This window comes from Paracoccus tegillarcae (assembly GCF_002847305.1).
GTDB lineage: Bacteria > Pseudomonadota > Alphaproteobacteria > Rhodobacterales > Rhodobacteraceae > Paracoccus > Paracoccus tegillarcae.
In genome coordinates, this window is sequence record NZ_CP025408.1 from 672,128 (window position 1) to 695,763 (window position 23,636).

At 62.0% G+C, this 23,636-nt stretch carries 21 protein-coding genes and 2 tRNA genes; 13 read left to right on the forward strand and 10 right to left on the reverse strand.

Annotated elements, in window-relative coordinates:
* Positions 1 to 21 precede the first annotated feature (21 nt).
* The gene (locus tag CUV01_RS03390) at positions 22 to 1,176 is read left to right on the forward strand and encodes a LysM peptidoglycan-binding domain-containing M23 family metallopeptidase (RefSeq protein ID WP_101459229.1); all 1,155 of its coding nucleotides are present in this window, start codon (positions 22 to 24) and stop codon (positions 1,174 to 1,176) included.
* Between the two features lie 86 nt (positions 1,177 to 1,262).
* Here the strand turns inward: CUV01_RS03390 and CUV01_RS03395 are convergent, their stop codons facing one another.
* From CUV01_RS03395 to CUV01_RS03405, 3 genes are read right to left on the reverse strand one after another with little or no spacing between them, the layout of a single operon-like run.
* On the reverse strand, positions 1,263 to 2,480 hold the full coding sequence (locus CUV01_RS03395; RefSeq protein ID WP_101459230.1) for a hypothetical protein: 1,218 nt from the start codon (positions 2,478 to 2,480) through the stop codon (positions 1,263 to 1,265).
* Between the two features lie 24 nt (positions 2,481 to 2,504).
* Entirely contained in the window at positions 2,505 to 3,887 is a 1,383-nt protein-coding gene (locus tag CUV01_RS03400; RefSeq protein ID WP_101459231.1) for a TolC family outer membrane protein, read from the reverse strand.
* Positions 3,884 to 4,540, reverse strand: coding sequence for a protein-L-isoaspartate O-methyltransferase family protein (locus CUV01_RS03405; RefSeq protein WP_101461837.1), 657 nt, complete (start codon positions 4,538 to 4,540; stop codon positions 3,884 to 3,886). Before CUV01_RS03405 ends, CUV01_RS03400 begins: the two co-directional genes overlap by 4 nt.
* 138 nt (positions 4,541 to 4,678) lie before the next feature.
* Between CUV01_RS03405 and CUV01_RS03410 the strand changes: the two genes are divergently transcribed.
* The 11 genes from CUV01_RS03410 to CUV01_RS03460 all read left to right on the forward strand — a co-directional run bounded on the left by CUV01_RS03410 (position 4,679) and on the right by CUV01_RS03460 (position 17,378).
* A tRNA-Cys gene (locus CUV01_RS03410) sits at positions 4,679 to 4,752 on the forward strand.
* A gap of 74 nt (positions 4,753 to 4,826) precedes the next feature.
* Entirely contained in the window at positions 4,827 to 6,032 is a 1,206-nt protein-coding gene (locus CUV01_RS03415) for a 3-deoxy-D-manno-octulosonic acid transferase (RefSeq protein WP_101461838.1), read from the forward strand.
* Between the two features lie 21 nt (positions 6,033 to 6,053).
* A complete protein-coding gene (locus tag CUV01_RS03420; protein ID WP_101459232.1) occupies positions 6,054 to 6,494 on the forward strand; it encodes a DUF1178 family protein in 441 nt (146 codons plus the stop codon).
* A gap of 96 nt (positions 6,495 to 6,590) precedes the next feature.
* A complete protein-coding gene (locus tag CUV01_RS03425; protein ID WP_101459233.1) occupies positions 6,591 to 7,211 on the forward strand; it encodes a GNAT family N-acetyltransferase in 621 nt (206 codons plus the stop codon).
* Between the two features lie 95 nt (positions 7,212 to 7,306).
* Positions 7,307 to 8,563 carry an aspartate kinase gene (locus CUV01_RS03430; RefSeq protein WP_101461839.1) on the forward strand — a complete coding sequence of 419 codons (1,257 nt, stop codon included), beginning with the start codon at positions 7,307 to 7,309 and terminating at the stop codon, positions 8,561 to 8,563.
* A 63-nt stretch (positions 8,564 to 8,626) separates the two neighbouring features.
* Positions 8,627 to 10,873, forward strand: a complete 2,247-nt coding sequence (ptsP, locus tag CUV01_RS03435) for a phosphoenolpyruvate--protein phosphotransferase (protein WP_101461840.1) — start codon at positions 8,627 to 8,629, stop codon at positions 10,871 to 10,873.
* A gap of 112 nt (positions 10,874 to 10,985) precedes the next feature.
* Positions 10,986 to 12,242, forward strand: a complete 1,257-nt coding sequence (locus tag CUV01_RS03440; protein WP_101459234.1) for an AGE family epimerase/isomerase — start codon at positions 10,986 to 10,988, stop codon at positions 12,240 to 12,242.
* Positions 12,243 to 12,448: 206 nt separating this feature from the next.
* Positions 12,449 to 13,765 carry a flagellar hook protein FlgE gene (locus CUV01_RS03445; protein WP_101459235.1) on the forward strand — a complete coding sequence of 439 codons (1,317 nt, stop codon included), beginning with the start codon at positions 12,449 to 12,451 and terminating at the stop codon, positions 13,763 to 13,765.
* A gap of 70 nt (positions 13,766 to 13,835) precedes the next feature.
* The gene (gene flgK / locus CUV01_RS03450; protein WP_157994767.1) at positions 13,836 to 15,260 is read left to right on the forward strand and encodes a flagellar hook-associated protein FlgK; all 1,425 of its coding nucleotides are present in this window, start codon (positions 13,836 to 13,838) and stop codon (positions 15,258 to 15,260) included.
* 1 nt (position 15,261) lies between these two features.
* Complete coding sequence (locus tag CUV01_RS03455) at positions 15,262 to 16,278, forward strand: hypothetical protein (protein ID WP_101459237.1); 1,017 nt, start codon at positions 15,262 to 15,264, stop codon at positions 16,276 to 16,278.
* Positions 16,275 to 17,378 (forward strand): flagellar basal body P-ring protein FlgI, encoded by a 1,104-nt coding sequence (locus CUV01_RS03460; RefSeq protein WP_422385861.1) that lies wholly within the window; start codon positions 16,275 to 16,277, stop codon positions 17,376 to 17,378. The genes CUV01_RS03455 and CUV01_RS03460 overlap by 4 nt, the downstream gene beginning before the upstream one ends.
* 216 nt (positions 17,379 to 17,594) lie before the next feature.
* Here CUV01_RS03460 and CUV01_RS03465 read toward each other — a convergent pair whose 3' ends face one another.
* Genes CUV01_RS03465 through CUV01_RS03480 form a run of 4 tightly spaced genes read right to left on the reverse strand, consistent with a single transcriptional unit; the run spans position 17,595 to position 21,140 of the window.
* Positions 17,595 to 18,356 (reverse strand): ATP-binding cassette domain-containing protein, encoded by a 762-nt coding sequence (locus CUV01_RS03465; RefSeq protein WP_101459238.1) that lies wholly within the window; start codon positions 18,354 to 18,356, stop codon positions 17,595 to 17,597.
* Positions 18,353 to 19,297 (reverse strand): iron chelate uptake ABC transporter family permease subunit, encoded by a 945-nt coding sequence (locus CUV01_RS03470; protein WP_101461842.1) that lies wholly within the window; start codon positions 19,295 to 19,297, stop codon positions 18,353 to 18,355. Before CUV01_RS03470 ends, CUV01_RS03465 begins: the two co-directional genes overlap by 4 nt.
* Positions 19,290 to 20,237 carry an iron chelate uptake ABC transporter family permease subunit gene (locus CUV01_RS03475; RefSeq protein ID WP_101459239.1) on the reverse strand — a complete coding sequence of 316 codons (948 nt, stop codon included), beginning with the start codon at positions 20,235 to 20,237 and terminating at the stop codon, positions 19,290 to 19,292. Before CUV01_RS03475 ends, CUV01_RS03470 begins: the two co-directional genes overlap by 8 nt.
* 3 nt (positions 20,238 to 20,240) lie before the next feature.
* Complete coding sequence (locus tag CUV01_RS03480) at positions 20,241 to 21,140, reverse strand: siderophore ABC transporter substrate-binding protein (RefSeq protein ID WP_101459240.1); 900 nt, start codon at positions 21,138 to 21,140, stop codon at positions 20,241 to 20,243.
* Positions 21,141 to 21,243: 103 nt separating this feature from the next.
* Here CUV01_RS03480 and CUV01_RS03485 point away from each other — a divergent pair, with 103 nt between their 5' ends.
* A complete protein-coding gene (locus tag CUV01_RS03485; RefSeq protein WP_101459241.1) occupies positions 21,244 to 21,537 on the forward strand; it encodes a DUF2218 domain-containing protein in 294 nt (97 codons plus the stop codon).
* A gap of 152 nt (positions 21,538 to 21,689) precedes the next feature.
* Here the strand turns inward: CUV01_RS03485 and CUV01_RS03490 are convergent, their stop codons facing one another.
* From CUV01_RS03490 to CUV01_RS03500, 3 genes are all read right to left on the reverse strand, one after another.
* On the reverse strand, positions 21,690 to 21,872 hold the full coding sequence (locus tag CUV01_RS03490) for a hypothetical protein (RefSeq protein WP_101459242.1): 183 nt from the start codon (positions 21,870 to 21,872) through the stop codon (positions 21,690 to 21,692).
* Between the two features lie 90 nt (positions 21,873 to 21,962).
* A tRNA-Arg gene (locus tag CUV01_RS03495) sits at positions 21,963 to 22,039 on the reverse strand.
* A gap of 55 nt (positions 22,040 to 22,094) precedes the next feature.
* Positions 22,095 to 23,519, reverse strand: a complete 1,425-nt coding sequence (locus CUV01_RS03500; RefSeq protein ID WP_101461843.1) for a sensor histidine kinase — start codon at positions 23,517 to 23,519, stop codon at positions 22,095 to 22,097.
* Positions 23,520 to 23,636: the final 117 nt, after the last annotated feature.

Below are 23,636 nucleotides of genomic sequence, written 5' to 3' on the forward strand. Positions count from 1 at the left end.
GCAGGCAGGAAGGCAAGGAAAATGGGCAGCAGGTCAAGGTCACTCGCGGTCGCCACATTGTCGGTGGCGGTGCTGGCGTCATGCGGCGGAAACGGGATGTTCGACCCCGATCTTCGCGGCATCTTCAGCGGACCATTGGATACCGCGCAGGCGGCACAGGCAGCGCAACCGCGTCCCAAACCGGATTCGCGCGGATTGATCAGCTATCCGGATTATCAGGTGGCGATCGCAAACCAGGGCGACACCGTAAGCACGATCGCCGCGCGGCTTGGACTGAGCCCGCGCGAACTGGCCCAGCACAACGCGATCGACGCGAATGCGGTGCTGACGCCCGGTGCGGTCGTCGCATTGCCGCGCCGCGTGGCCCCCGGCGCGCCTGCTGCAGGCGCAACGGTCAGCAGCACCGGACAGGTCAGCGATCCCTTTGCAGGGCAAGGCGCCCGGCAGCCCACGACGCCGTCCACCTCAGGCGCGGCCGCCACTCAGACCACCACGGACGGGGCACAACCCCGGCAGCATCAGGTCGCAGCAGGCGAGACTGCCTGGTCGATCGCGCGGAAATACGATGTGACGGTCGCGGATCTGGCCAGTTGGAACGGCCTGCCCTCGGACATGACGATCCGTGTCGGCCAGCGCCTGCTGATCCCCGTGGCCGGCCAATCGCCAAGCCCGGCGCAAGAGACCGTGACAACACCCGGCAGCGGCAGCCCCACCCCGCGCCCGCCATCGGCAGCCCAGCCATTGCCGGCCGAAAAGACCGAACCCGCCGCGACGCCTGTCGAAACACCCGATTCACCTGATCTGGGCGCCTCGCGCACCCAGGCATCGGGCAGTGGTCGTTTTCAGATGCCCGTCGCGGGCGCGATCATCCGCACCTATCAAAAAGGCCGCAATGACGGCATTGATATCTCGGCGCCGCAGGGCACCTCGGTCAAGGCGGCAGGCAGCGGCACGGTTGCCGCGATCACGCGTGACACCGACGGCGTGCCCATCGTTGTCATCCGTCATAGTGGCGATCTGATGACGGTCTACGCAGGGCTGGACAATTTACAGGTGGCAAAGGATGCGACCGTCAGCGCGGGGCAATCGCTTGGAACCTCTGCCGCATCCGGGATCCTGCATTTCGAAATTCGCCGCGGCTTTGAAAGCGTCGACCCCGAGGAATATCTGAACTAGGCGACTGGCCCGCTGGCCGTCCGGACAGAAACTTAAAGGCCGCCTGTTCGAGGCGGCCTTTTTTTTGCTGGCAAGCGCCTATCGGTTCACAGGCGTTCCAGATGTTCGTCAATCGAGGCAGCCACTTCGCGCCGGATCACCGCGCGCAGATTGCGGGAAAACCGCTGACCCAATTCGCCATGCAGCTCTTCCTGGATAAGTTCGCGAATGACCTCCCGGATACTGGCCTCATCGACCCTTTCGTTGACCTCGCAGGCGTCGGCGAGATCGGCGGGGCCGGCCCCCTTGATGTCTTCCGCAGGGGCTTCGTCTGCTGACGCCAACGGGTGGGCACCATCCGCCAACACCTCGTCACCAGCATCTGCGGATCGCGCGTCATCCGTATAGGCCGGTATGCTCAGGCCTACGCGCTGCATCTGAACCGCGTCCTCGACAAGATCGCTGACTGCCGGCAACACTGCATCCTCGGTGTCGTCAGCCGGCTGCGGATCGACGTCGTGCACGGATGCCTGAGCGGAATAAGCCTCCCAAAACGGATCGGCGGCTGTTGGTTTGGCGTGTTTTCCCTCGACCGCCTGCCGCGCCGCCGTGTTCGTGAAGGGATCATCGTCAACCGGATCGGCCGACGCGCCTTCCCAACCGGCGGGCATTGCCGCGTCCCAGCCAGCAGGCGCTGTCCGCGGCCGTGCCTTGGCGTCGAACGCCTCGTCAAAGCCGTCCGATTCTTCGACCGCCTCATCAGCGGCACCGGCTGAAATCTCTGCCATGGGCGCATAGGGCGTGGGGGACAGATCATCCCGCGACAACTCGTGATCGTCAGAATCTGCGTCATCCTCGACCAGCGCACTGACGCGATCCGACTGGCTCAGACGCAGCGGCAGAGGGTCGGAAAAGCGATCCGATGTCAGACTTGCCGTGCCCTGCCGGACCGGCGGATCACGCAATGCGACGATCTCGGCGGCCATGGGACGCGCCGTGGGGACCTGACGATCAGCCACCAGATGCGAACGGGTGCGACTGTCAGCCGCAAACGTCTTTTCAGCATCGGTGCGCCGGTCAGCTAGCGCAGCACTGTCTTGCACCATTCGCCGCGCCAACGCTGCAGGCCCGCCGAACCGCGCGGCAAGCGCCTGCCCGTCATCGCGTTCGGGACCGCCTTTGCCGTGATCTGTCGGTTGCTGGACGCTGTCGCGGGTATAATCCATCGCCTCATCGTCTGCGATAAGGCGACGAATGGCGCTCAGAACGTCACCGATATCTTCGGAGATGCGAGAGGCGCTTTGCTGGCGGGGCATCTGGTTCATTGCCCCACCTCATTGTTCAGCGTGTCAGTTGCTTTTGCCCAATGCACGCAGCACTCGATCAAGGTTTTCACCTTGGCGGCTGGTGAAAGGCGCGTCGCGGACCGCGTTGTAATATTCCGATGGGTCATAGGTCGGGATCCCTAGCTGAAGGTTTTCTACCGTCAACAGACCCATAGCGGACAAAAGTTGATAATGAGCTAATTGCAGATTGGCTTCAGCGTCGATTTTGTTCGCCCGCGCCTCGAGCAGCGATTGTTCGGCGTCCAGCACGTCCAGTGTTGTCCGCGCACCCAGGGTCGCCTCTTCGCGAACACCGTCATAGGCCTGTTGCGCCGCCGAGATCTGTTGGTTGATCGCCACGATTTGCGCGCGCGCCACATCGATATTTGCCCAGGACTGACCCACGGCCAGATCGATCTGCCGTGCCGCGTTCAACAGCAGAGCCCGCGCCTCATCGCGACGCGCCATTTGCTGACGCAGCACCGATGAAAGCTGACCACCTGAATACAGCCGTTGTGACAGGGTCACGCTGGCCTCTGCATTGCGCCCGGTCACATAATCGTCGGGCGCCTGCCGCGAGGATTGCCGCGCGATGCCGGCCGACAAACTGCCGGTCAGGCGCGGATTACGCTCGGCCTTGGCGCTGGCAACACCCAGTTCCGCAGCCGCTGCCTGGTGCTGCACCTGTTTCATCGTCGGATGGTTGCGCTGCCCGATGCCACGCGCCGCCGCCAGCGATTCGGGCAGGCTGGGCAGTGGCGGCGGTGCAGCCAGCGCCCCCGGCGCCCCGCCAGTGGCCGCGCGATAACCTTCGCGGGCAATTTCCAATGACCCCTGTGCGGCGGCCAGTGAGGCGCGCGACGACGCCAACTGGGCATTCGCCAGCGACACGTCAGTCAGCGTGATTTCACCCACGTCAAAGCGATCCTGAGCCGCTTGCTGTTCCTGTTGCAGCACGCGGACCGAGTTCTGTTGCAATTCAACCTGCTCGGCCGAACTGCGCACATCAAAGAAACTGCGCACGGATTCGAGCAGCACCTGCTGTTCGACATCGACCAGGCTTTCGCGCGTGGCCAGAACCAGTTCCTTCTTGGCGTCGATATCCAGTTGCGAGCGGCCCCAGTCATAAAGCGTGATCTGCGCTTCCAGGCCAAAGCTTGTCGAATTGACGCCACCGCTGCTTAGCCGGTGCGTCGCAGCCCAGTCCAGCACCGGGCGCAGTGTCGAGACGGCCTGCGCCACGTCTTCGTCAGCGGCGCGCAGAACCGCGCGGTTCTGATCCATCAACGGCGAGTGGCGATAGGCCGACACCATCGCATCGGCAAGCGATTCGGCGGCAACCGGCAGGGCAGTGAGCAACGTGAGCACAGAGGCGGCAGCGACCCTGCGAAACGGCAGACGGCTCATAGTGCAAACCCTCGGCTGATCGCGAATCCCGGCAACAAGGGCGCATGCGCGTTGAAGCCATAACGCCAGTTGATCCGGCCGTTCACCTTCAGCCCGCTGCGCACGACCCCCAGATTTCCTTCCTGGAACAGGGCCACGATGCGGCCGCCGTCTTTCAACTGTTCGGTCAGGGCGGAGGGCACGTGTTCAACGGCACCGCCACCGACGAGGATCGCGTCATAAGGGCCCTGTTTGGGGCAACCGACCCCCAGCGAATTCTGCAGCACCACAACATTGTCGATGCCATTGGCAATGATCCGGGCCTCGGCCTCGCGGACGAATTCCTCGCTGTCTTCGATCGCCACGACGGCCTGCGCCATCTGCGCCAGAACAGCGGCAGAGTAGCCGTAGCCACAGCCCAGATCCATCACCAGATCAGTAGGTTCGATGTTCAACTCTTCGATCATCTTGGCCAGCGTACGCGGCTCTAGCAGGACGCGGCCATTGCCCAGAGGCAGGTTTTCGCCTGAATACGCGACACTGCGCCGGGCATCCGGGACGAACTCTTCGCGCGGGACGATCAGCATCGCTTCGATCAGCGGATATCTGGTAACGTCATTCGGACGAACCTGGGTATCGACCATCATGGTCCGGTTAACTGCGAAATCTGGCATGACAGTTTGCCCCTCGGCCTCGAAATCCATTCGTTATTGTGCTGAAATACTGCCACGAATGCACGGCAGGGGCAACGCCACGCGATCGCTGCTTGCAAGGTTCTGCGCGATCCATTATTCCGTGCCCACTCGAAGGGCGGTGGGTTGGCGGAGAGGTTACGCACCGGATTGCAAATCCGTGAAGACCGGTTCGATTCCGGTACCCACCTCCAACTTCGATCCGCTCGGCCGCAACCTGCGGCCCCAGCCCGACCGCCGGCGACGTCCCTTCGATGATGCAGACCTCATGATCCTTGCCGCAACGACCCGCCTTGCCGAGACGTTGCTGCGCTGGCGCACCCTGTTTGGGGGTGCCGGGAAACTGCGCAAACGGATGCTGTTGGACGGCCAGCCCGGACGGGCCGATATCTGGGTTCACGCGGCCTCGGTCGGTGAGTTGAATTCCGCCGCCATGCTGATCGAGACGCTGGCCGCGCGCCACACCCTTCTGGTCACCACCAACAGCGAAACCGGACTGGAACGCGCCCGCGCCGCCGGTTGGAACGCGGCGTTGGCGCCGCTCGATCTGCCGGACACGCTGGCGCGGTTTCTGAATGCCGTTAGCCCCCGGGTCGCCGTCACCGTCGAGGCAGAGCTTTGGCCCCTGCGCGCAAAGCTGCTGGCCGCGCGCAGGGTGCCGCATCTGATCGTGGGCGCGCGCATGTCCGAACGCTCTGCCAGGCGCTGGTCGCGACTGCCGGGGTTGATCGGGCCGGTCCTGCGCAATGTCACGGCCCTTTCCGCGCAAAATGGCGACAGCGAGACGCGTCTCTTGGCGCTTGGGTTGCCAAGGTCCGCACTGCTGCCGCGGCTGGATCTGAAACTGCTGGCACCGGCGCGGGTGACGGCACCACCTGCATCAGAGATGCGTGATCGCACGATCCTTGCGGCCTCGACCCATCCCGGCGAGGACGAGCCGATTCTGGATGCCTTTCTTGCGCTGCAGGCCCGCCGACCTGATCTGCGACTGATTCTCGCGCCGCGTCACCCTGATCGCGCGGACCAGTTGGCCACGGCGATCAGGGCGCGCGGCATCGCCTTTGCGCAGCGCAGCGGCGGTGCCAATGACGGGCCGTTATTGCTGGCCGATACCCTGGGCGAGATGCCGCTATGGTATGGTCGTGCGGGCATCTGCCTGACCGGCGGCTCTTTGGTCGATCACGGCGGCCATACCCCGTGGGAGCCGGCGGCCCATGGCTGCGCGATCCTGCACGGGCCGCATGTGTCCAACCACGCAGAGCCTTATGCCGCGTTGGAACAGGCCGGCGGCGCGCGTGTCACGGATGCGACCAGCCTGCCGGCTGTGCTGTCGGAATTGCTGGCGGCACCGGATCAGGCCCGCCGGATGGGACAGATTGCCCGTGGCGTTCTGGATGAACAGGCCGGCGATCCGGCGCCCTTGCTGGACCTGATCACCGGTCTTGCGCAAAAGGCGCCCGATACCGATATATAGAGAGGATTGAAGGATTTCGGCATGATCCGTTATACGCTGCGCTGCACGTCCGGCCATGACTTCGACGGCTGGTTCCGCTCTTCCGGGGGGTTCGATACGCTGCGCGCTGCCGGTCAGGTCGCCTGTACCATCTGCGGTGATACCGACGTCAAAAAGACCCTGATGGCGCCCGCCCTTCCCGCCGGGCGCGAGGCCACGCCACCGACAAGCCCAGACCAGGATCCGCTGACGACGCCGCGCGATGGCAAGGAGCAGGCCTTGCAGGCCCTTCGAGAGCATGTCGAAGCAAATTCCGATTATGTCGGACTGCGCTTTGCCGACGAGGCGCGCGCCATGCATGAAGGCAACAGCAAGAGCCGCGCGATCCACGGCGAAGCCCGCCCCGAAGAAGCCCAGAAGCTGATCGAAGAGGGTGTGCCCATCGCCCCCCTGCCATTCATCCCGCGTCAGAAGGCGAACTGAGAAAGCGGCGGAGGACATGTCTTGTTTTGCCGTCCAGGGCCGATCCGGGGCAACAATGGCGATATTGAGGCGCTCATCGAACCGCATGGGGAGAGAATGACACAACCACATGTCACCGACGGACCCGGCTTTGTCATCCAGGCCGGCATCCGCCCCGACTATCTGGATGCGGTGGCAGAGGGCTACTGGCAGGCCTTTGCAGGGAAACTGCGCTATCCGCTCGGCCCCAAATCCAAGTGCATCGCCTTTCTGCGCGACGTGATGAACCCGGCCTGTGCCATCAGCGCCGTGTCAGACGATGGCCGGTTGTTGGGCGTAGCGGGCCTGAAGTCCCGCCAAAGCGGCTTTGTCGGCGGTGATTTCCGCGATCTCGTCCGCGCTTACGGGCTGCTCAGCGCCATCGTCCGGTCCCCACTGATCAGCCTGCTGGAACGGCCTGTCGAGGACGGCATCTTGCTGATGGACGGTATTTTCGTAACCCCGGACGCCCGCGGCCTCGGCGTCGGCACCGCATTGCTGAGCACCATCGAAACATACGCGGCAGAGCTTGGGCACGGTCAGGTGCGGCTGGATGTCGTCGACAGCAATCCCCGGGCCCGGTCGCTCTATGAAAGACAGGGATTCGTCGCGCAATCAGAGACATCAACCGGCATACTGGCGCCGCTGCTGGGTTTCCGCCGTGCGACCACGATGATGAAACCAGTGCCAGCGGTCTGACAGGCGATGCCAAGATGCGGCAAACCCCTTGCCCTTTCCGGTCCCCGCCCATAAAAGCCCCGCGGATGATCCAACCCCTGCGCTGGAGGCATGAAATGCCGCTTCTGGTCATGAAATTCGGCGGCACCTCGGTGGCCGACCTTGATCGCATCAAGAACGCCGCCCAAAAGGTGAAGCGCGAGGTGCAGCGTGGCTATGACGTCATTGTCATCGTCAGCGCCATGTCGGGCAAGACCAACGAATTGGTCGGCTGGGTAGAATCGACCTCGCCTCTGTTTGACGCGCGCGAATATGATGCGATCGTCAGCTCGGGCGAGAACGTGACCGCCGGACTGATGGCCCTGACCTTGCAGGAAATGGACATCCCGGCGCGCAGTTGGCAGGGCTGGCAGGTTCCGATCAACACCACCGCCCAGCATTCGGCCGCGCGTTTCCTGGATATTCCGCGCCCCAATCTGGACCAGAAATTCGCCGAGGGCTTCAAGGTGGCCGTCGTGGCCGGTTTTCAGGGCCTTGGCCCCGATGGCCGCATCACCACGCTTGGCCGGGGCGGCTCTGACACCACCGCCGTTGCCTTTGCCGCCGCCTTCGAGGCCGAACGCTGCGACATCTATACCGATGTGGATGGTATCTATACCACCGACCCGCGCATCACCTCCAAGGCGCGCAAGCTGGGCAAGATCGCCTTTGAAGAAATGCTGGAACTGGCCAGCCTTGGCGCCAAGGTGCTGCAGACCCGTTCGGTCGAGCTGGCAATGCGCTACAAGGTGCGCCTGCGGGTGCTGTCCTCGTTCGAGGATACCGACGAAAACTCGGGAACGCTGGTTTGCGATGAGGAAGAGATCATGGAATCGAAAGTCGTCAATGGCGTCGCCTATTCGCGCGATGAAGCCAAGATCACGCTGGTCACCGTCGAGGACCGCCCCGGCATATCTGCCGCAATCTTTGCGCCGCTGGCCGATGCCGGGGTGAATGTGGACATGATCGTCCAGAATATCTCGGAAAAGGACTATGAGGATCATCCGGGTTCGGTCACCGACATGACCTTTTCGGTTCCGGTGAACCAGGTCGAACGCGCCAAGAAGGCCATGGAAGAGGCGCGTCAGAGCGGCATCATCACCTATGAGGAACTGATCGTCGATATCGACGTGGCCAAGGTCAGCGTTGTGGGCATCGGGATGCGCAGCCATACGGGTGTGGCCGCGCGTATGTTCAAGGCACTTGCCGACGAAAACATCAATATCAAGGTCATCTCGACCAGCGAGATCAAGATTTCGGTCCTGATCGACCGCAAATATATGGAACTGGCGGTGCAGGCGCTTCATGATGCGTTCGAGTTAGAGAAAGCCTGACCTGACAGGGGCTGAGACGGGGCGACCCGTTCCGGCCCTGCGCCGGGCCGTTCAGGGGGGATGATGCCGAACCGTAGGGACAGTGATTCACGCAAGCTGCTGAGGCGGCTGCGCGACAGTCTGGCCACGGCGGGGGCCAGCCAGGATCGGCTGGACAGCATCACCCATGACATCGCCGATTCCATGGGCACGCAGGTCTGCTCGATCTATCTGTTTCGCGATGCCGACACGCTGGAACTGTGCGCGACCGAAGGACTGAAACCGGAATCCGTTCACCAGACGCGCCTGCGCCTTGGCGAGGGGCTGGTCGGTCGCGTCGCGCGCACCGGGCGGAATATCAATTCGGCGAATGCGCCTTCCGAGCCGGGGTTCCGCTTTATGCCGGAAACCGGCGAAGAGGTATTTCCGGCCTTCCTTGGCGTCCCGATCCAGCGCGTCGGCGAAAAACTGGGCGTGCTGGTCGTGCAATCGCGCGAACAGCGACAGTTCACCGAAGACGAGATCTATGGTCTCGAAGTGGTCGCAATGGTGCTGGCCGAGATGGCCGAGCTGGGCGCCTTTCAAGGCAGCGCAAGCGATGGCCTGCCACTGGAGCATCGCTTTCCGGTCATGTTCCGTGGCGCAACCGGACAGGAAGGCGCCGCCGAAGGGCGGGTCTGGCTGCATGAACCGCGCGTCGTTGTCGCAAACCCGGTTGGCGACGATCCCGATACCGAGGCTGAACGGCTGCGCGCGGGTGTCAGTCAGTTGCGCGACCGGGTCGATGCGATGCTGGCCGACAGCGACATGGACGCGGACGGCGACCATATGCAGGTGCTGGAGGCTTATCGCCTGTTCGCCCATTCCCGCAGTTGGCTGACCCGCATGGAAGAGGACATCCTGCGCGGTCTGTCGGCAGAGGCCGCCGTCGAAAAAGAGCAATCCCTGGCGCGTGCGCGGCTGGAACGCGCCGCCGATCCCTATCTGCGCGACCGACTGCACGATCTGGATGATCTGTCCAACCGCTTGCTGCGCATTCTGACAGGACAAGGCAGCGATACCGGGGCCGAGATGCCCGACAACCCGGTGCTGATCGCCCGCAATATCGGTCCGGCCGAATTGCTGGATTACGGGCGTCGGCTCAGGGGAATCGTGCTGGAAGAAGGCAGCGTCGGCAGCCACGCCGCCATCGTCGCCCGCGCACTGGCGATTCCTCTGGTCATCCACGCCACCCGCATCACCAGCGAGGCACTGAACGGCGATCCGATCCTCGTCGATGGCGATCAGGGCGTCGTCCATCTGCGTCCCGAGGAAACCGTCGCCGGTGCTTTTCGCGACAAGATGGCGATGCAGGCCGAGGCGCAGAACCGCTATGCCGATCTGCGCGGCCTGCCGGCCACGGCCACCTGCGGCACCACCATCCAGCTATACATGAATGCCGGTCTGATGGCGGATCTGCCCTCGCTGGCGGGCTCTGGTGCCGAGGGCGTCGGGCTGTTCCGGACCGAGTTGCAGTTCCTGACCCGCAGCAAGGTGCCGCGCCGGGCCGAACTGGCCGCGATCTATTCGCATGTGCTGGACAGTGCCGCTGGCAAGCCGGTGATGTTCCGCACGCTGGACATCGGTTCCGACAAGGTACTGCCCTATATGAAGCCGCAGGACGAGCCGAACCCGGCGATGGGCTGGCGCGCGATCCGCGTGGGTCTGGACAAGCGCGGTGTCCTGAGGATGCAGTTGCAGGCGCTGATCCGCGCTGCCGTGGGCCGGCCACTTTACGTCATGTTCCCGTTCATTGCGGACATTTCCGAATACGAGGCCGCCTACAAGATCCTGATGGAGGAACTGGCCCGCGAAAAGCGCCTTGGACATGCAATGCCCAGTGATATCCGCGTCGGCGCGATGCTGGAGACGCCGTCGATGGTCTTTGCACCCAAGCGGTTCTACGAAATGTGCGATTTCATCTCGATCGGCGGCAATGACCTGAAACAGTTCTTCTTTGCCGCTGACCGAGAAAACGAACGCGTGCGCAGGCGTTATGACACGATGAACGTGGCCTTTCTGGATTTCATCGAACAGATCATCCACCGCTGCGACGATGCCCGCGTGGCCCTTTCCTTTTGCGGTGAGGATGCCGGACGCCCGGTCGAGGCATTGACTTTTGCCGCCCTCGGTCTGCGCCGCTTGTCGATGCGCCCAGCCTCGATCGGGCCGGTCAAACACCTGATCCGCCGCGTATCCATTGCCGACCTGCGCGCCGTCATCGATTCTGCCCGCGCATCCGGCGTGACCAACCTGCGCCGCACCGTGACCGAGTGGCTGGCCCAGCATTGATGCGCCAAGCGCGCCCATGAAATCGATCCCGCGTCTGATCGCAGCTATTCTCACCCCTCCGATCTGCGGCTAGTGTCGCGCCGTGGCACGCCGCCCGACACAGGAGAGCCAGATGAGCAACGACCTTCTCGCCTCGCCCGATGCCGCCACCTGGCTGCAAGACGCGACGCATCGGGCCTATCTGGCCCGCGACGCGCATCGGCAACTTGGCTTTTTCGATGCCAGCCTTGGTGCGAACGGCGGTCTGGTGACGCTGGATTTCGCCGGGCGCCCCCTGCCCGGTCCGCAGGAATTGCACACCACCACGCGCCTGATCCACAGCTATGCACTGGCGGGGCTGGCGGGCCGCCCTGATCACGCGGGCATCATTGACAGAGGGATGGAGGATCTGTGGACGCGGCACCGCGACAACCGGCATGGCGGCTATGTCTGGGCAGTGGACGGCGCGGATGTGGCGGACGGGGTCAAGCTGGCCTACGGTCATGTCTTTGTCCTGTTGGCTGCCTCGACCGCAAAGCTGGCCGGCCATCCCGAAGCCGACCGACTTCTTGCCGATGCGTCCGACGTGCTGGAGCGTCATTATTGGGATGAAAGCGCGGGCCTCTTGCGCGACGAATTCACACAAGACTGGCAGCCATTCTCGACCTATCGCGGCATGAACGCCAACATGCACGGGGTCGAGGCCTTGCTGGCCGCGCATGAGGCCACAGGCGAGCGGATCTACCTCGACCGCGCCAAGCGGATTTTCGACTTTTTCCTTGGCCGGATCGCGCCCGCGTCGGATTGGCGCATACCCGAACATTACACGCAGCACTGGCAGGTCGATCCAGATTACGAGGGCAATCCGATGTTCCGCCCGGCCGGATCGACGCCTGGTCATTCCTTCGAAATGGGGCGTCTGCAATTGCAGCTTTGGGATCTGATGGGACGCCCGGATGACGGCGCGCCGGATCGGGCGCGCTTGTTGATAGATCGTGCATTGGGCGATGCATGGGACGGGTCGCGCGGCGGCTTTGTCTATACCTTGTCGCCCGATGGCACAGTCGCCCGCCGTGCGCGCTATTGGTGGCCGGTGACCGAGGCAATCGGGGCAATGGCTGCCTTTATCAAGCTATCCTCAGGCCCGGATGATGAAGAATGGTATCGAAAATTATGGCGTTTCGCAGATCAGCATCTGATTGATGCCGAACGCGGCGGCTGGCTGCCGGAGCTTGACGCGAACAACCAGCCGGCAATGACCCAGTTCAGCGGAAAGCCGGATATCTATCATGCGCTGCAGGCCGATCTGCTGCCTTTGGCAGACGGTATCTCTGCTGCGGCAAGGGCGCTGCAGTCATCGAGCCCGCTGGCGGATCAAGGGTCCAACTGAACGATCAATCCGGCGCACAGGACGCCGCAACGCCAGCGCGGCAAGCGCCCAGTTCTGCTGTGTGCGGAGCGGGATCAGGCGCTGCGTTTCAATAACATTGTAGGAATTCGGCGGCCCGGCGGGTGAAAACGCCGTGGTAGGTTAGGCGAATCTTAAAGTTTCGCGGCCATGTTGAAGCCCACGAATTCATACAAGGATTACTGTCCATGTCGATGTCCTCTGCCCTGAATGCCGGCGTTTCCGGTCTTGCCGCAAACTCGACCAAGCTCGCCACCATTTCGGACAACATCGCGAATTCCGGGACCTACGGATACAAGCGGGTGGAAACCAATTTTGATTCAATCGTCCTGAACCAGACCCGCAATTCCGGGTCGTATTCCGCAGGCGGTGTTCAGGCCTCGTCGCGGCGCGTGATCAGTGAAAGCGGCGCGATGATATCGACGTCGAACGCCATGGATATCGCCATCGCCGGACGCGGCATGCTGCCTGTCACATCCGCCGTCGACCTTGATAACGGCTTTTCGGATCTGCCGATGATGATGACCCGCACCGGGTCGTTCCATACCGATGCCCAGGGCATCCTGCGCACCGATTCCGGGCTGGTTCTGTTGGGTTGGCCGGCACGCTCGGACGGGTCGGTTCCGACCATGACCCGCGATACGGCAATCGGGCTGGTGCCGGTGCAGGTCGAAACCAACCAGACCTCAGGCGATCCAACGACAGAGGTTTCACTGGGGGTTAACTTGCCGGCACAGGATACGCTCGCCGGTTCACCTGGCGACCCTTTGAACCTGCAGATCGAGTATTTCGACAACCTCGGCGCATCCGAATCCCTGAACCTGACATTTGTTCCCGATGTGTCGGGCGCCAGCGGCCGTTCAAATACATGGACCTTGGAAGTGCGCGATGGGGCCACTGATCCGGCATCAAATCTGCTTGGCACCTATGAGGTCGTGTTTGACGATTCGCAGGCCGCAGGAGGCAATATCCTGTCGGTGACGACGCTTTCCGGCGACCCCTATGACGTGGCCTCGGGCGAAATCATGCTGAATCTGGCCGGCGGACCAATGGCCTTGGATATCGGCATGCCCGGCGCGATCAGCAAGCTGAAGCAGCTGTCAGCCAGCTTCTCTCCAACCAACATCACCAAGAACGGCTCTCCGGTGGGGCACCTGACCACGGTCGAGATCGACGAGAACGGCTTTATTCGCGCGACCTATGATACCGGCTTCATCAAGACCCTGTATCAGATCCCGCTGGTCGATGTGCCGAACCCGAACGGCCTGGTCTCGATGGATTCTCAAACTTATATGGTTTCGCCCACATCTGGCTCTTTCTTCCTGTGGGACGCTGGTGATGGGCCGACAGGGTCTGTCAACGGGTACGCGCTTGAGGCGTCAACGACAGATGTGGCTGCCGAGTTGACGGATCTGATCCAGACCCAACGTGCCTATTCGTCGAACGCCAAGATCATCCAGACCGTCGATGAGATGCTGCAGGAAACCACCAACATCAAACGCTGATCACTTACGGTGATCTGGCCCCTTACCGGGAGTTAGCAGCATGAGCATCGCGAAAGCACTGTCGAATGCGGTGACCGGCCTCGCCGCAACCTCGCGCGGCACGGAAACCGTCGCCGCAAACATCGCCAACGTGATGACACCCGGCTATGCGCGGCGCGAAATGTCGCTGTCGGCGCAGTCCTTGGGCGGGCAATCCGGGGGCGTCCGCATCGACGGCGTCAACAGGATCGTCAACACGGCCCTGCTGTCAGAGGCGCGCCTGTCTTATGCCGCCCGATCGGGCAGTTCGGATCTGGCCGCATTTTTCAACATGGTCGAGAATGCCGTCGGCCTACCCGGCGAAACATCTGCAATCAGCACCGCGTTGACGCAGTTCGAGACAGCACTGATTGACGCCGCATCGCGCCCCGACGAGGACCTGCGTCTGCTCAAGGTCGTCGAAGCAGCCGAAAGCCTGACAGATCGGCTGCAGCAGGCCTCACGCACTGTGCAGGACGCCCGCACGGCCGCAGATATCAGCATTGATACCCAAATCACCGCACTGCAAAGCGGGCTGGAAAAAGTAGCCAAACTGAACAAGCAGATCGCCGGATTTAGCTCGAGTGGTCAGGACATATCGTCCCTGCATGACGAGCGGCAGGCCGTCATCGACAGCATCTCTGACATCGTCCCTCTGCGCGTCGTCTCGCGCGATGCTGGAAGGGTGTCGGTTTTCACCGCGGAAGGTGCCGTCCTTTTGGACGGGCTGACACCTGCCCAGCTGTCCTTCACGCCGGCCGGTCAGTTTACCGCAGACATGACGCTTGGCACCGCCGGTGTCGGAGGCATTGTCTTCAATGGCGATGAGATTTCCGGTTCCGGACTTCGACTGTTCGAGGGCGGTTCGCTTTCGGCGGCGTTCGCAATTCGTGACTCCCACGCGCCGCAAATTCAGGCTGAGCTGGATTCACTCGCATACGATATCTATCATCGCTTCGCAGATCCCGCGACCGATCCGTCGCTTGCGCCTGGGCAACCCGGATTGTTCACTGACGCGGGCACGATTGCTGCCCCTCTGCCTAGCCTGGGTTTCGCAGCGCGAATATCCATAAACGCGACCGTCACCCCGGCAGGCGGAGATATCTGGCGGCTGCGCGCCGGGATCAACGCGGCAGGGCCCGGCCCCGTTGGCGACGCTTCATTGCTTGATGGGATGTCTCGTGCGCTGAAAGCCGTCCATGCTTTACCGCCAGGCGGCCATCTTAGCGGACGTCACGACGCTTCAGGCTTTTTCGCCAAGCTCGAGTCTCAGATCGCCGGCCGCAGAATCAGCGCCGAAGCTGACGCGACGCTGCACGAAACGCGCGCAGTCAGCCTATCTGAACGCCTGATGGCAGATGGCGTCGACACCGACAGCGAAATGCAGCGCTTGTTACAATACGAACAGGCATATGCAGCAAATGCGCGCGTCATTCAGGCGATCGACGAAATGATGAACACTATTCTGAGGGTATGATATGGCCATTCATTCCGTAGGCGATCAAGCACGTGCATTCGTGCTGCAAAACCAGACAGCGCACCTCAGAAACAGCCTGAACGTGCTCACGGACGAACTTGCAACAGGGCTCGTCGCAGACAAGGCGGGACGCCTTGGCGGGAATACGACGCAATTGCATCATTTCGAAAGCCAGATCGCTATCCTGAACCAGTACAAGTCTTCCGGCCAGGAGGCGGCAAATATCGCTGAGGCGACACAACAAGTTCTGGCGGCCCTCCACTCTGATGCGGCTGGGTTCGCTGCCGACGCTCTGGCAACCAGGCCAGCGACGAACACAACGGCCGTTTCATTGCGCGCCAGCCAAGCCCAGGCGCTGTTCGGGGCCGCCGTTGCGCGCCTGAATACCAACGTGGCTGGCCTGCATCTTTTTGCCGGTCAAGCAACGGACACGCCGGCATTGGCTGGTGCCGAGGCCATCCTGACGGAACTGCAGGCCGTGACCGCTGGCATGTCGACAGCAGCCGATGTCGAAACGGCAATCATTGACTGGTTCGATGCAGCGCCGGGCGGCGGTGGGTACCTGGACTTTGCCTATAACGGGACGATCGGCGAGCCAAGATTGGCCCAGATCGCCGAGGAACGCGTGATCTCGTTTTCGACAAGCGGTGCAACGCCGGCGATCAGAAATCTGCTAAAAGGCCTCGCGGTCGCAGCGCTTTCGAACGCCCCCACCCTGGCCGCCGCTGACACCGAGCGACTGAGCATGGTTGATCGTGCGGGCGCATTGCTGCGATCGAACGAAACGGCTGTTCTGGACGAAATGGGGAGGGTTGGACTGTTGCAGTCTTTGGCAGAGAGGTTCGGGACCGAGCATTCAAACGCGCTGGCCGTTGCTGAGATTGGCCGATCGAACCTCATCACGGCCGATCCATTTCTGACCGCGACCGCGCTGCAACAAGTGCAGGTCCAGATGGAAACCCTCTACACGCTGACCGCTCGCCTTTCGGGCCTTAATCTGGTGGACTATCTGCGGTGACATTCATTTTCAAACTGATCGCGGCTTTCGTGCTGCTGGTTTCGACAGTCTCTGCGGCGCCCGTTCGCATCAAGGATCTGGCCGATTTCGATGGCGTCCGCGGCAATGACCTGATCGGCTATGGGCTGGTCGTTGGTCTTGATGGGTCGGGCGATAGTCTAAGGAATGCACCTTACACCGAGGAAATTCTGGCAGGCATTCTGGAACGTCTAGGGGTAAATGTCGGTGATCAGGAACTTCGATCAAAAAACGTGGCGGCGGTGGTCGTCACCGCGGAGCTGCCCCCCTTTGCACGCTCGGGCAGCCGGTTGGATATCAACGTCGCCGCGATCGGCGACGCAAAAAGCCTGCTCGGCGGCACCTTGGTCCTCACGCCGCTGAAGGCCGCAGACGGGAACGTTTATGCCGTCGCGCAGGGCTCAGTCATCGCGGGTGGCACCGCGGCCGGCGGAGAGGCCGCACGCGTGGTTGAGGGGGTGCCGACCACCGTCTCCATCCCGGTCGGCGCACGCGTCGAGCGCGAAGTTGATTTTGAGTTGGGCGAGATTGAGAACATTCGGATTGCGCTGCACAATTCTGATTTCACGACGGCGACACAGGTCGAGGCAGCGGTCAACCGTGCCCTGAACCGGCAAGTTGCGACAGCACTCGATTCAGGTACGGTTCAGGTCGATTTTCGGGCATTGGGTGATATCAATCCCGCCCATGTCTTGGGCCGGATCGAAAACCTCGAGATTCAGCCGGACAGCCGCGCGCGTGTCGTCATCGACCACAAATCCGGGACAATTGTCATTGGTGAGCGTGTGCGGATCTCTCGGGTCGCCGTCTCGCAGGGAAATCTGACGCTGAGAGTGCACGAAGCACCCGAGGTTTCACAGCCGAACCCCTTCGCGGCGGGTGAGACGGTCGTGGTGCCGCGCAGCTTTGCAGAGATTCGTGAAGAACCCGGCATCGGATTCGCCGAACTGCCGTCCGAGGCATCTTTGACCGACGTTATCGCCGGGCTGAATGCGCTGGGTGTGGGGCCTCGGGATATGATTGACGTCTTGAAATCAATCCACGCCGCCGGCGCGCTGCATGCCGAATTGATCGTGCAATAATGCAGAACTAGTACAAGCAAGGCGTTCGTCAACGTCGAAATCCAGGTGCACATTGCTTTCCACTTTCCGATAGTTCTCTGCACCCTCTGGTCGCGCCCAGTGGCATGACGGCCACGAACTTGTCGCATCGCAGCGTCGACCAAGGCCTACGAACTGCTGTCGCATTGCAAGGTTACCGGCCATAGATTTCGACGAGTAGCGCAGGCGCGTTTCAGATCACTCGACGATCACAACTGGGCAGCCTTTCACCTGCTCGACGGTGATGGCCGTATCGAACAACTCACTCAGGGTGTTGCTGGTCACGACCTCGGCGCGTGGCGCGGATTTGAACAAATGTCCGTCCTTTAGACACAGGATCCAGTCGGCGTACCGCGCGGCCATGCCAAGATCATGAAGAACAACGACGGGACCCCGTATATCGGCGCCGGGACGGGACAGGGCATGAATACGACGCATGATATCGATGGCATATTTGGGATCCAGCGCAGACAGTGGCTCATCAAGCAAAATCCATGGGGTCGATTGCGCGTATGCCATGGCGACAAAGGCGCGCTGCCGCTGGCCGCCCGACAGCGTGTCCAAGCGCCGATCGGCCAATGCCTCCAGATCAAACACCCGCAGAGAGGCGGCGACAATTTCGTGGTCCTGCGGGCCGGGGCGCCCTCGGTGATGCGGCCACCGCCCAAAGGCCACCAGATCGGCAACCGTCAGGCGCGGCAGGGACGACGTCCCTTGCGGCAACAAGGCAACGACACGAGCCCTCTCTTCCGCGCGAGCCGCGATGATATCAATACCGTTGACCCGAATACTCCCTTCGCTCGGGGCCACGAGGCCCGCAAGGCAGTGCAACAGGCTGGACTTGCCCGCCCCGTTCGGTCCGATAACCGCAGTCAGCCCCGACGCGGGTATTTGCGCATCGATATCCTTCAGGATCTGCTGGCCGTCATGTTGCAGATAGAGGCCCGATATCTCTATCATCGCGGGCGCCTTCGCAGCACCAGTGCCAGGAATACCAGCCCGCCCAGAAACTCGACGATGACGGCGAGCGTCGATTGCAGTGCCAGAAGACGCTCGAACACGAACTGGCCGGCGACAAGGATCAGCGCCCCCAGCATCGCGGCCGCCGGGATCAGGATCGCATGCCGCCATGTCGGCAAAAGCGCCGCAGCAAGGCTGGCGGCAAGCAACCCCAGAAAACTGATCGGTCCGATCAGTGCCGTCGACGTCGCGACCAAAGCGGCGATGATGATCAACGTGATCAGAGCCAGCCTGTCGTGGTCGACCCCAAGGCTTCGCGCATGGGTTCGGCCCAAAGCGGCAACATCCAGGGCCGGTGCCAGGCGCAGGCATGCGGCCAAGGCGAACACCACAAATGGCGCGGCAATAGCAAGTTGCACCGGCTCTATCCCGGAAAAGCTGGCAAAGCTGGCACCCTGGACGATGGCGAATTCGGAGGGATCCAGAATGCGCTGCATGAAACCCGTCAGCCCGCGCATGAGAATGCCCATGATCACACCTGTCAGTACCAGTCGGGTCATGTCATGGGCACCAAACCGCAGGACCGTGCCAAAAAGCGCCGTGGCCGCGCCAGCCAGACAGGCGGTCTCTAACAGAAACTTGGGCAGGGTCGGCAATGTCGCAAAGCCAATTCCACCCAACAGCAGAACCAGCAGCGTCTGGATCAGCACGAACAGCGCGTCGAAACCCACGATGCCGGGGGTAAGCAACCTGTTTCCGATGATGGTTTGAAAGATCACGGTCGCCGCCCCGGCCGATGCCCCCACCAGCACAAGGGCAGTCAATTTCGCGCCTCGCAGCGACAAGATGATCTGGTAGGGGCTGCGCAGCCCCCAACACAGGTAAAGCGCCGAGGCCAATAACAAGGCCAGCGCCAGTAAGATCAACCGACGTTCAGCCATGGTCGGATCGCGCAGCCGGCGCGGCATAGAGCAGCCACAGGAATATCGCGGCACCGACCACGGCAAAAATCGCACCGGCGGGAATTTCATAGGGCCAGCGGATCACCCGTCCGATGACATCGGATGCCAGTACCGCTAACCCACCGGCCAGCGCGATCCACGGCAGGTTGGCACGCAGATGATCGCCGCGCCAGCGCGAGATGATATTCGGCACCACCAGACCCACGAATGGCAGCGCCCCGACCGTGACCACGGTGGCTGAGACCATGACCGCCACCAGCACAAGGGCGGCAAGCATGGTCTGACGGGCGTCCAGCCCAAGGCTGCGTGCGCGATCTTCGCCCAGCCCCAGCAGGGTGATCCGGTCTGCCGCCAGGTACAGCAGCACTGCCGCCAGCGCGATCACCCACAGCAATTCATAGCGCCCCCGCAGGACGCCGGAGAACTCACCAGCCTGCCAGGCACCCAGATATTGCAGGAGATCCGTCGACCAGGCGACCGCCGTCACACCGGCCCCCAATATGCCGGCATAGATCAACCCGACCAGAGGCAGCATCACGGGATCCTGCCTCGGGATATGGCGGGCGAGGATCAGGAAACCCCCGGTCCCCACAACCGCCGCCAGCGAAGCAACGATCATCTTGACCATCAACGCGGCCCCCGGATCAATCAAGGTGACCGCCAGCAGGCCTGCCATCGCGGATTCGGGCGTGCCGGTCAGGCCCGGCTCAACCAGCCGGTTTTGCACCGCCAGTTGAACCACCGCACCGGACAGCGCCAGCCCAGCACCGGCCAACAGCGCGGCAGCCGTTCGAGGCACGCGGCTGACCAGCATCAAAAACAGCCCGCCATCGTCCTGCGCGCCCAGATCGGCAGCCCCGACGGAAAGGCTGGCCAGCAACAGCAGGGCCAGCCCGATGATCGTGGCCAAGCGCAGCATTCGTCAGCTATTCGCGCCGGCGAAGGCGGTCTTCAGCTGCTCTAGCGTCAGCATGATGGACTGGATGCCGCCGCCCGCCAGATACATCGCTGCCGCGTCGAGGTAGATGATCTGTCCGTTCTGCCCCGCCTTGGTTGCCGCGATCAGAGGGTTGTCCAGCGTCGCTGCGGCTGCCTCGCCCTCTTGTCCGACCGCAGCGCCCCGGTCGATGACCAGCAGCCAGTCAGGGTCCGCATCTGCAACGAACTCGAAGGACACGGCCTCGCCATGGTTGCCGGCCTCCAGATTTGGAACGGCCTCGGTCAGGCCCACTTCGCCATGCAGCCAGCCAAAGCGTGAATTGGCGCCATAGGCCGAAATCTTGCCACCATGTGTCAGCAGGATCAGTGCGTCACCCTTGTCGCTGACGGCCGCGGCTGTTTCCGACATAGCCGCGTCCAACCGGGTTTTCAGCTGTGCTGCCTGCTCTGTCTTTTCGAAAATGGTGCCGTAGGCATCGATGCGCGACTTTATCTGGTTGACCAGATCCTCACCGGAAATCGTCATGTCGATTGTCGGCGCCAGCTTTGACAGCGCAGGAACCTGCGTTTGCGAACGGCCCCCCGCAACGATCAGGTCTGGCGCCATGACGGCGAGCGCTTCGAAATCGGGTTCGAACAGGGTGCCGACGGTCGGAATGCCGGTCACCGCGTCGGCCAGATAGGCCGGCGGCGTGAAATCGGGCCGCCCCGCAACAGCCACACCCAGTGCGTCCAACGTGTCCAGCGCAGCAAAATCCAGTGCAACGACCTTGGCCGGGGCGACCGCCACCTCGGCCGGGCCGGCGGCGCTGTCGATCGACACGTTTTGGGCGTGCAATGTTGTGGGCAATGTCAGTGCGAGGGCACAGAGAAACGCTTTCATCACGGAATTCCTTTTGCTGCGTGTGCGGGTTCGGATGTTGACAATTGATCCCCGCCGATGCCAATCAGATGATTGTTGATTAAAAAACTCAGGAACATGGGAAATGCAAGAGCAATTCGAGATCACAGGCAATTTTGAGACAGAAAACTCAAGCAAGTATCTGATTCAGCTATGTAAACACTTCGCCCACAAGATCCCGGCTACCGTCGAGGGCGACAAGGGCCAGATCAATTTCGATATTGGAACAGCGGCGCTGACCGCCCACGACACTGCCCTGACAGCAACGCTGGTGGCGGGGAACGCAGAGGCGCTGGCCCGCCTGCAGCACATTGTTGATGATCATTTGAAACGATTTGCGTTTCGCGAGGATTTCGCCGGCATGACTTGGCAAAATTAGCCGTTGGTCCGCCGGGATTGATCCAGAACTGGCGATCTTGGCCAGGCACCGAGGCGCTTTTTCAATCGGCGCGCGATCAGCCCGGACGCCGTGGCGTCATCGCTCAAACTGCGAAAGCGAGTAAGCCCCTCAGCCGTTGATAACACGCATGATCAGCGCCAGCTACGCCAAGCCAGATAGCCGACAATCGCGACGGCAATGGCAAAGATGATCAATGTTTCCAGCGTCATTTGCTTGCTCCCTTCGAGAAAACCCTCAGTCAATGTGGTCTGACACCAAGTAATCCAGAGCGGGATCGTACTTACAAGGTCGACCGTGGCCGTTCTGACATCCATCACGAAAGACCCGGTTTCCTTGCCCGATTGCAAGCCGGTCTGGACGTGCCAGCAAGGTCAGTTTTGCCTGACAGGTGGGCTGGAGGGAAATGGCGGACCCGGAGCGATTCGAACGCCCGACCCCTAGATTCGTAGTCTAGTGCTCTATCCAGCTGAGCTACGGGTCCGTCGTCGGGGTGATCTAATTGCAGCCCAAAGGGGATGCAAGCGCAAAATTCGGCGCTATTGGGCTGCAGTGGCCTCGCCCATCGGCAGCACCGTCATTTCGCGCGGTAAATGGATCATGAATTCGCTGCCCTGTTCATCGCTGCGCAACAATTCCAGCCGCCCGCCATGACCCCGGATCAAGTCGGCGGCGATGGTCAGGCCCAGACCGGTCCCGCCCTTGCGGGCACTGCCGGTAAAGGGTTGGAACAGATATTCGCGCGCCTTGCTGGGCAAACCCGGCCCTGTATCGCCAACCCTGATCCACCAACCGGCATCATTCTCGCCGGCACCGATCTCGACCGCCCCCGCGCCGCCGGTGCCTTCGATAGCCTGCCGCGCGTTCCGTGATAGGTTGGTCAGCACGCGATAAAGCTGATCGCGATCCGCGCGGATGTTCAGGCTGACGGGGATGTCGGTCACGAATTCAACCGGATGCGCGACGCCATCACCTGCCAGCGTTTCGGCCTCGATCACCTCGGCCGCAAGTTGACTGATGCTGAAGCGGGACAGCGAAGGGGCCGGCTCTTCTGCCTTGCCAAATGCCAGTGTCGTCTCGCACAGATTGACCGCGCGGGTGATCGAATTGACCAGCTTTGGCGCGGCGCGGCGAACCTGAGGATCGGCGCTGTCTTCCAGCCGGTCGGCAAAAATCTGGCTGGTGGTCAGGATATTGCGCAGGTCGTGGCTGATCTTGGCAACGGCTTGCCCCAATTGCGCCATCCGTTCCTTTTGCTTCAGCGAAGAGGTCACGGTCTTTTGCATGGCAGCCAGTGCCGCCTCTGCGTCGCGCAGCTCGACGATGCGGGCATCGGGCGTGATGATATGCCGCACATCCTCGGGTGCCTCGGCATAGGCGGTCATATGCTGGATCACCCGGCGAATGGGTTTGAGAATCAGCCGCTGCGCCACGAGGTTCAGCATCAATGCGGTCACCACTGAAAACAACGCCGAGATGGCCAGAATGCGCAGCCCGTAATCGACCATCGCAACCTGCAGCGGCTGCGCGTCCATCGTGATCTCGATCAACTGGCCCGCCTGATTGACCGGTGCGCCGATCACGCGGATCACCCGCTGCTCGGCATCGAAAAGCTGCCTGAGCGAATCGTCGATGCTGCCCAAAACGGTCATCTCACGCAGATCATAGGTCTCTTCGACCGGTCCGGGCAGTTGCGAGGACAGCACAAGCTGTCTGATATCATCCCGTCGCAAGACGACGTTGAAAACGCCCGCATTTTGCAGCAATTCGCTTTCCAGCTCCGATGCGATGGTTTCATCCGTGGTCAGCAGCGCAAGACTGGCGATTTGCGCGCGCTCCAACCGCGATTCCAGATAGTCACGGCGAAAATCCGAGAGGGCAGGCAGCAGGATAAACAACTCGGCCAGCACGACGAACATAATCGTCAGTGCGGCAAAGCGGCCCGAAAGGGTATTCAATCGCATCATGTTTCCGGTTCTGACGCCGTGCGCATTGCGCTTCAAATGGGGGCTCGTTCCTCAAAGGTCAAACAATCGTGACAATGATCCGGTTCCGCCGCATCGCTGACCGATTTCGGTGGT